Origin of the sequence: Paraburkholderia ultramafica, from assembly GCF_902859915.1 — a bacterium.
Lineage (GTDB): Bacteria > Pseudomonadota > Gammaproteobacteria > Burkholderiales > Burkholderiaceae > Paraburkholderia > Paraburkholderia ultramafica.
Genome location: NZ_CADIKK010000029.1, coordinates 98,885 through 105,434, shown reverse-complemented (window position 1 = coordinate 105,434; position 6,550 = coordinate 98,885). Strand labels below are relative to the sequence as shown.

At 63.7% G+C, this 6,550-nt stretch carries 6 protein-coding genes; 2 read left to right on the top strand and 4 right to left on the bottom strand.

Going from position 1 to position 6,550, the window contains the following annotated elements; genetic code table 11:
• A partial coding sequence (locus HV744_RS26680) for a citrate/2-methylcitrate synthase (RefSeq protein ID WP_281363672.1) occupies positions 1 to 450 on the bottom strand: 450 nt, incomplete at its 3' end.
• A 429-nt stretch (positions 451 to 879) separates the two neighbouring features.
• Between HV744_RS26680 and HV744_RS26675 the strand changes: the two genes are divergently transcribed.
• Complete coding sequence (locus HV744_RS26675; protein ID WP_175152363.1) at positions 880 to 1,281, top strand: hypothetical protein; 402 nt, start codon at positions 880 to 882, stop codon at positions 1,279 to 1,281.
• 115 nt (positions 1,282 to 1,396) lie between these two features.
• Here HV744_RS26675 and HV744_RS26670 read toward each other — a convergent pair whose 3' ends face one another.
• The 3 genes from HV744_RS26670 to HV744_RS26660 all read right to left on the bottom strand — a co-directional run bounded on the left by HV744_RS26670 (position 1,397) and on the right by HV744_RS26660 (position 4,514).
• Positions 1,397 to 2,185, bottom strand: coding sequence for an alpha/beta fold hydrolase (locus tag HV744_RS26670; protein ID WP_175152362.1), 789 nt, complete (start codon positions 2,183 to 2,185; stop codon positions 1,397 to 1,399).
• Positions 2,186 to 2,611: 426 nt separating this feature from the next.
• On the bottom strand, positions 2,612 to 3,664 hold the full coding sequence (gene mreB, locus HV744_RS26665) for a rod shape-determining protein (protein ID WP_175152361.1): 1,053 nt from the start codon (positions 3,662 to 3,664) through the stop codon (positions 2,612 to 2,614).
• A 190-nt stretch (positions 3,665 to 3,854) separates the two neighbouring features.
• On the bottom strand, positions 3,855 to 4,514 hold the full coding sequence (locus tag HV744_RS26660) for an alpha/beta hydrolase (protein WP_175152360.1): 660 nt from the start codon (positions 4,512 to 4,514) through the stop codon (positions 3,855 to 3,857).
• Between the two features lie 350 nt (positions 4,515 to 4,864).
• On the opposite strand from HV744_RS26660, the gene HV744_RS26655 reads away from it, so the two are divergent.
• Positions 4,865 to 6,442 (top strand): DHA2 family efflux MFS transporter permease subunit, encoded by a 1,578-nt coding sequence (locus HV744_RS26655; RefSeq protein WP_175152359.1) that lies wholly within the window; start codon positions 4,865 to 4,867, stop codon positions 6,440 to 6,442.
• The last annotated feature ends 108 nt before the right edge of the window (positions 6,443 to 6,550 follow it).

The window sequence follows — 6,550 nt, the reverse complement described above, 5'->3', positions numbered from 1 at the left end:
GTGATAGAACGCCGACAGCGCGCCGACCGCGGCGACCAGAATCGCCATCGGGTGCGCGTCGCGACGGAAACCGCGGAAGAAGAAGTGCATCTGCTCGTGCACCATCGTGTGCTTCGTGACGGAGTTGACGAACTCTTCTTTCTGCTGCGCGTTCGGCAATTCGCCCTTCAGCAGCAGATAGCAGGTTTCGAGGAAGTCGGCGTTCTGCGCCAGATTGTCGATCGGATAACCGCGATACAGCAGCTCGCCCTTGTCACCGTCGATATACGTGATTTCGGAATTGCATGCCGCCGTCGACATGAAACCCGGATCGTACGTGAATCTGCCGGTCTGGCCATATAGCTTGCGAATGTCGATCACATCCGGCCCGAGCGAGCCCTCATAAACCGGCAGATCAATCGTCTGGTCGCTGTCGGAAAAGCTCAGCGTTGCGTGTGTCTTCGAGATCATCTACACGTTCCTTTTACTTTCACATCGCACACGTGCCGGCATGCCCGACTGTCATATCGTCTTATCGTTATGGGTGCATTGGCATGCTCAGGCTCCGCTTCGCATTCTACGGGCCAGAGGGTCGTCGATTGCGACGATTGACCGCAACACACCATCTCGGTTCACGCAACACTCGTTGTCTGCGAGGTGCGCAAATACACCGCATCAACACCGCATTAAAAAAGCGCGCCGTACGCTTCACGACACCGCCAGCCAAATGAAAGTTAGCGCGCATGTTGCAACAATGTTTTGCGGCAGTCAGGCTGCGCGGGCGTGGGTGCATCTGCGATACTGAATCCGTGTTTTGCTTCCCGGCTAACACATCGCTGTGTTTGGCCCGCCATGCTATGGCGGGCTTTTTTAATCAGCCAGAAGAACAGGAAGGACCCGATGAACGCCTCTCTCGAAACGCTATTTCCGGATCATGTGCACACGGAAGACACGACCGTCACCGCGCTGAATCATCAGGACATCGTCGTTGCATTATCAGCGGCGCTGAAGACGCAAGACGTGGCGGTGCTGCACATGCTTTATCCGCGCACCGACGCGCGCACGCATCGCAGTCTCGATGCGCTCGTGGACCTGTTGCACGGCCACGGCCTGCATGAAGTGGCGGACCTGATTGCTCAGGAAGCGCACTACCTCCTCTTCAAGGACCCCGTGAAAGCGTGGAAAGCCTTCCACGAAATTCGCAACGACTCGCTTGCGATCGGCGTGCATCTGTACTACCACGGCGTCGTCGGCGAAGCGGCGGAACGCGCGCTCGATAAAGACGCGCATCGCAAGGCTTGAACTCAAGTGCTTGATCAGGCTTCGGTGCCGGCCCGCCGCGTGTGAAGGTCCGCGAGCGACCCGATATGGCACGGCACCACGCATTGCGGGTTCGTATGACGGGTCTATCTCGCGCTCATTGTCCGCTCATTGCCCGAATGAACTCGTCGACATAGCGATTGAACGCGGCCGGATGCGCGAGGTTCATCCCGTGCGACGCGCCGCGTACCGTCTCACGGCGCGCATCGGGAAGCCACGATTGCAACGCGGTTGCGGTCCGGCGGAACATGTCGGGACTCTTCTCGCCATCGATCAGCAACACCGGGCAGCGCACTTCAGCTGCTTCGTCGGGCACATAGGCGGGCAGCGGATCGCGGAATTGCCGCGCGAGCGTGGGCGCGTTATCGGTCGCCATCCGGCGAAAGCCTGGCGTGCTCATCGCCCAGAAGCCGGGCCGGCTGACTGAATCGACGAATAGTTGCAAGCCTGCTTCGACGTCGCCCGTTTCGATCAATTGCGCCGCTTTCGCGCGCAACGCGTTGACCGTCTCCGGCAAACGCGCGGGCGGCCGCCCGGCGATCTGCAACGGGCCGCCCGGATCGGCGAGCGTCAACGTGCGTACCCGCTCGGGATGGCGCCGCGCGAAATGAAACGCCACACAGCCGCCGCGCGAATGCCCCACCACGTGCGCCGGTCCCACGCCGAAACGGTCGATGAATTCCGCAACTTCGTCCGCATGCGCGCTCCAGCTGAACGGCAGGCCGGGCTCGGTATCGGTCACCGGCCAGTAGTGCGTGAGGCTCACCGCGACGCAGCGATAGTGCTTCGAAAGCCCGGCGAGTTGCGGTTGCCAATAGCGGTAATCGCACAGCGAGCCGTGCACGAACAGCAGCAGATCGCCCTCGCCCGCTGCCACGTAGGGCATGCGTAGACCGCTTTGCAACTCGATGAAAGACGGGGATGACGACGGCGACGAAGCGGCAGCAGATTGATTCACGGGTGGTTCACAGACGGCGCGGCAACACGCCAATTCAGCGGCGCCGGCGAGAAATCGAATTGGGAAAAGAAACGCATCCGCGTCCCTGAAATTGGGACGCGATGCGTATTGTCACACAGCCGCGGGAAGTGTGTAGCAACTCGTTCGGCGCGCCAGCCTGGTTCAGGCCGGTGTGAGACGGCGGCAATGGCGGCTCGGGACGGGCCCAAGCCGGACCCGCACGCCTGACCGGTTGACCGGTTGACCGGTTGACCGCAGCGCCGTCTGGCGCGGCGCAAACGCTGAAACACTGAAGCACTAAAACGCCGACGGGCCGACCCGCCAACGAAGATCAGCGGCAGCGTCCCGCGACGCTCATTCGTACCCGGCTTCGTCGAGCAAACCGGACGCGGCTGCCACGCCCGCGCCACGCACCGCGCAGGTCAGCGGTTCGTCGGCCACCCGCACCTCGAGGCCGATTTCATGGGTCAGGCGGCGCCCGAGGTTCGCGAGCAGCGAGCCGCCGCCCGTCAGCACGATGCCGTTGTCCGCGATATCCGTCACCAGTTCGGCCGGCGCCGTTTCGAGCGCGCGCTTTACCGCGCCGATCACCTGACGCAGCGGCACATCGATCGCGTCGGCGATATCGTGGTTGCTCAGCTGGACCGTGCGCGGCAAGCCGTCGTCGGCGCTGCGGCCGGTCGCGTTCATGTGCTCGAGCGGCACATCGCGCAGCGCCGAACCGATGGTCTTCTTCACGTGCTCGGCGGTCTGCTCGCCGAGCAGCACGCCGTACAGATTGCGCACGTAACTCACGATCGCCGCATCGAAGTTGTCGCCGCCGACGCGCACCGAGCCGCTATACGCGGTGCCGCCGAGCGCGATCACGCCGACTTCGGTGGTGCCTCCGCCGATATCGACCACCATCGACCCGGTCGCCTCCGCCACCGGCAAGCCCGCGCCGAGCGCCGACGCCAGCGATTCGCCGATCAGGCTGACCTTCCACGCGCCGGCCGCGAGCGCCGCTTCCCTGATTGCGCGCCGCTCGACCTGGGTCGCCCCGCCCGGCACGCACAGCGTGAACGCGGCGCGGCGGCTGAACAGCGGCCGCGGGCGCGCCATGTCGACGAATTGCCGGATCATGTGCTCGGCGGCGGAAAAGTTGGCGATCACCCCGTGGCGCATCGGCCGCACCGCTTCGAGGTTGCGCGGCGCGCGGCCCAGCAACTGGTGCGCTTCAGTGCCCACCGCCGCGACGCGTTTGGCGCCGGCCGCGGGCTCTTTCTGGAAACAGACGACGGACGGCTGGTTCAGCACGATGCCGCCGTCGTCGGTATAGATCAGGGTATTGGCCGTGCCGAGGTCCACCGTCACGGAATGACGGAACAGTCGCTCGAAAAGCGGGTAATACGGCGTCGGTCTGGCCATAAGAAAGGCTTCTGATGTGTCGTTATCCACCCATGCCGGGCAGTTTGAAAGTGCGCCCCCGGTCCCCCGAGCCGCTCGGCGCCCGGTTGGGCAGTGCGCGGTCCGCGCGGCGGGGGTAATTTTCAAGCTAATGAGCGCTTAACGGCAAGCAGTTCAGAATCTTTAGTGACACTTTTCAATCAGGGCCGTGTCAGCCACGCGACAGTGCACCCAGTGCGCGCTCCAGCGCCTCGTGACCGAGCGCGACGCCGTCGGCGTTGATGGTGTGACCGATGCCGGGCAGCGCGTAGGCGTCGACGGTGTAGCCAGCGTGGCTGAACGCGTCGGCGGCGTGTTCCAGCTCCCGCACCGGGATCACCTCGTCGTCCTCGCCGTGGATCAGCGTGAGCGGCGTGCCCTTGTTCGCAACGATCGCCGAGGCGAGCCGCCCCGAATATGCGACGACGCCGGCCGCGCCTTCCGGGCTGGTCGCCACGTGGTGCATCGCCATGATCGAGCCTTGCGAGAACCCGACGAGCGCAAGCTTATCGAAAGACACTTGCCAATGCGCCAGTTCGGCTTCGAGCATGCTGCGCAGCGCCGGATAGGCGGCGGCCACGCGTGCGTCGCGGTTGGCCTCGTTGACGTCGCGCAGGCTGAACCACTGGCGGCCACCGAAGCCGCCATCGAAAGCCTCGGTGCCGTCGAGCGACGTGAACGCCACGTCCGGCAGGCTCTCGCTCCAGATGTCCGCGAGCGGCATCAGATCGCGCGCATTGCTGCCGATGCCGTGCATCAGCACGACCAGGCCTTTGGCAGGCGCGGTGATCGGCGCGCGCCGCCAGCCGTGTTCGAATTGTTCCCAGGCCATCTTCGTTTCCTTCTTTCTCGGTTGATTCGCGGTTCGTGTCCGGTGTACGCACGCGTGGCGGATGCCACGCGGCGGCATGCTGCCTTACGCATCCTTAACAGCCTGATGGTCTCTCATTGCCTTAATGACATGAATGACCTCGATGTCATGAATGGCATCAGCAGCTCCAGCCGCGAGCATACGCTGGCCGATTTGTTTCCGCCGCCCAACCTGCATGCCCCGGCGACGCCAAAATCCGGATACAGGTATGCTTTTGCGAGCATTCGACGGACCCGCCGTCCAGCGCCTGACGTCCGCGGGAAATAGCACAACCGTCCACTTGATCCGCAGCACCCGATCCGGAGAACCGTTTGAGCCAGCCCACCGCCGCGCCTGCTGCCGCGCCGCCCGCACCACCGCCGCCGCTCGAAGGCGGCAAGCTGGTTCTGGCGACCATCGCCGTCGCGCTCGCGACCTTCATGAACGTGCTCGACACGTCGATTGCGAACGTCGCGATTCCGACCATTTCGGGCAACCTCGGCGTGTCGGTCGATGAAGGCACATGGGTCATCACCGTGTTCGCCGCGGCCAATGCGGTGTCGATTCCACTAACCGGCTGGCTCACGCAGCGCATCGGCCAGGTGAAGCTGTTCGTCGGCGCGATCCTGATGTTCGTGCTGGCTTCGTGGCTGTGCGGCATTGCGCCGACGCTGCCGACCCTGCTGCTCGCGCGGATCTTCCAGGGCGCGGTGGCCGGCCCCTTGATTCCGCTGTCGCAAGCGATTCTGCTCGGCTCGTATCCGAAAGAGAAAGCCTCGACCGCGCTCGCGCTGTGGGCGATGACCGCGACTGTCGGCCCGATCGCGGGCCCCGCGCTCGGTGGGTGGATCACGGACAGTTATAGCTGGTCGTGGATCTTCTACATCAACATTCCGGTCGGCCTGTTCGCGGCGGGCGTCACGTGGATGATCTATCGCACCCGCGAATCGCCGACCCGCAAGCCGCCGATCGACGTGATCGGCCTCGGTCTCCTGATCACCTGGGTCGCGTCGTTGCAGATCATGCTCGACAAGGGCAAGGACCTCGACTGGTTCTCGTCGCCGGTGGTCGTGATGCTCGGCATCACCGCGCTGATCAGTTTCGCGTTCTTCCTCGTGTGGGAGCTGACCGAAGAGCATCCGATCGTCGATCTGCGGCTGTTCCAGCAGCGCAACTTCCTTGGCGGCACGATTGCGATTTCGGTCGCGTACGGCGTGTTCTTCGGCAACCTCGTGCTGCTGCCGCAATGGATGCAGGAGTATCTGAATTACCGCTCCGTCGATGCCGGTCTCGTGACCGCGCCGCTCGGCGTGTTCGCGGTGCTGCTCGCGCCGGTGATGGGCCGCGTGCTGCCGCGCTCGGATGCGCGCATCATCGCGACGCTGGCCTTTATCGGCTTCGCGATCGTGTTCTATATGCGCTCGAAGTACGTGATCGAAATCGACACGTGGCATCTGGTGATACCCACGCTGCTGCAAGGCATTCCGATGGCGCTGTTCTTCGTGCCGCTGACTTCGATCATCCTGTCCGGCCAGCCGCCTCACAAGATTCCGGCGGCGGCGGGCCTGTCGAATTTCGTGCGCGTGTTTTGCGGCGCGGTGGGCACGTCGATCGCGGGCAACGAATGGAACAACCGCACGGTGCTCCATCACGCGAGACTCACGGAGCAAGCCTCCATCAATAACCCGGCGTTCGCACAACAGATCGATTCGAGTCAGTCGCTGCTGCATCTGAATACGCAATCGGCGCGTGCGCTGTTCGATTTCACCGTGAACACTCAGGCCGCGATGATGGGCCTGAACGATATTTTCTACGTGTCGGCGATCATCTTCATTCTGATCATTCCGTTGATCTGGATTACGCGGCCGGCCAAGGGCGGCAGTGGTCCGGATGCGGCGGGCGCGCATTGAGCGGGACGTTTCTGTTTTTTTGTCCTGAGTCTCGCCTTCGCGTTCGCCTTCGCGCGCACCCACGTTCGCTGATCCTCGCGCATCACGACGCGGCGTCGGCCGCGCCGC

Excerpts from the sequence above, each read along its gene's own strand:
- HV744_RS26675 (WP_175152363.1), top strand. The coding sequence starts at position 880 with ATGAACGCCTCTCTCGAAACGCTATTTCCGGATCATGTGCACACGGAA.
- HV744_RS26670 (WP_175152362.1), bottom strand. The coding sequence starts at position 2,185 with ATGCCCTACGTGGCAGCGGGCGAGGGCGATCTGCTGCTGTTCGTGCAC.
- mreB (WP_175152361.1), bottom strand. The coding sequence starts at position 3,664 with ATGGCCAGACCGACGCCGTATTACCCGCTTTTCGAGCGACTGTTCCGT.
- HV744_RS26660 (WP_175152360.1), bottom strand. The coding sequence starts at position 4,514 with ATGGCCTGGGAACAATTCGAACACGGCTGGCGGCGCGCGCCGATCACC.